1 protein-coding gene and 1 pseudogene are annotated in these 1,136 nt (G+C 65.3%); one reads left to right on the top strand and one right to left on the bottom strand.

What is annotated here, in order from left to right; translation table 11 throughout:
• Positions 1–721 (bottom strand): annotated as a pseudogene (locus EN914_RS36140) (primosomal protein N'); the annotation flags it as partial.
• 90 nt (positions 722–811) lie between these two features.
• Here EN914_RS36140 and EN914_RS36135 point away from each other — a divergent pair.
• Positions 812–1,136 (top strand): transaldolase family protein (locus EN914_RS36135; RefSeq protein ID WP_281034703.1); only part of this gene is annotated, 325 nt, incomplete at its 3' end.

The following is a 1,136-nucleotide window of genomic DNA, read 5'->3' as shown; positions in this document are numbered from 1 at the left end:
GGTCGAGCGCAGCCGCCACCGCCTCGAAATAGACCTCGGTCTTACCCGAACCGGTGACGCCGTCGAGCAACGCGACGTTGAACACGCCGGCTGCGACATTGGCGCGCAGCATCTGCGCCGCGGCGCCCTGGTCCGGCATCAGTTCCGGAATAGCGTAGCCGGGATCGGGCGCGGCCACCACCGGGCGCGGCGGGATCATCACGGTCTCGAACACGCCTTGCGCCCTCAGGCCGTCGATCACCGTAGACGACACGCCGGCGGCGTGGGCGAGGCCGGAGCGCGTCCAGGCAAGGCCGCCTTCGGCCGTCTCCAGCACGCGCTGCCTGGCGCCCGTCATCCGGTCAGGTGCGAGAAGCGTGCGCTGCAACCCCTCGATCCACGGTTCGGGGTCGAAAGCCTCCGGCGCCCTGAGCAGCATGCGCGCCACCATGCCGGGCGGCGATAGCGTGTACTGCGCCACCCAGTCGACGAAACGGCGCATCGCGCGGTCGATCGGCGGGCAGTCGAAGACCTGTTCGATAGGACGCAGCTTTTTCGCGTCGACCTTCTCGACCGCGCCGTCCCAGACGATGCCGGCGACCTGGCGCGGCCCGAGCGGCACACGCACGATCGAGCCCGGCACCACGCGCATGCCGGCCGGCACGGCGTAGGTGTAGGGGCGTTCGGCGGGCATCGGCACCAGCACCGGTGCGGCTGCTACAAAGGGCGAATCTTCGATCATGAGGCGTGACCTTGCCCTGACTTTGGTCTAGATCAAAGGCCGACCCCAAATGTGCATGGCATGCACATGAAAATCTTCAGGAGACCCGCCATGAAATTTTTTGTCGACACCGCCGACGTCAAGGATATCCGTGAGCTGAACGATCTGGGGCTGCTCGACGGCGTCACCACCAATCCGTCGCTGATCCTCAAATCCGGCGGCAAGATCGCCGAGGTCACCAAACAGATTTGCGACATCGTCAAGGGTCCGGTCTCGGCTGAAGTCACCGCCACCGAATATTCCGAGATGATGCAGCAGGCCAAGGTTCTGGCCAAGATCGCCGACAATGTCTGCATCAAGGTGCCGCTGACGCTGGACGGCCTCAAGGCCTGCAAGACGATCCGCACCGAGATGAACCGCCTGGTCAATGTCACGC

The organism is Mesorhizobium sp. M7A.F.Ca.CA.001.08.2.1, from assembly GCF_003998455.1.
Lineage (GTDB): Bacteria > Pseudomonadota > Alphaproteobacteria > Rhizobiales > Rhizobiaceae > Mesorhizobium > Mesorhizobium ciceri.
This window is presented reverse-complemented; position numbering and strand designations above follow the sequence as displayed.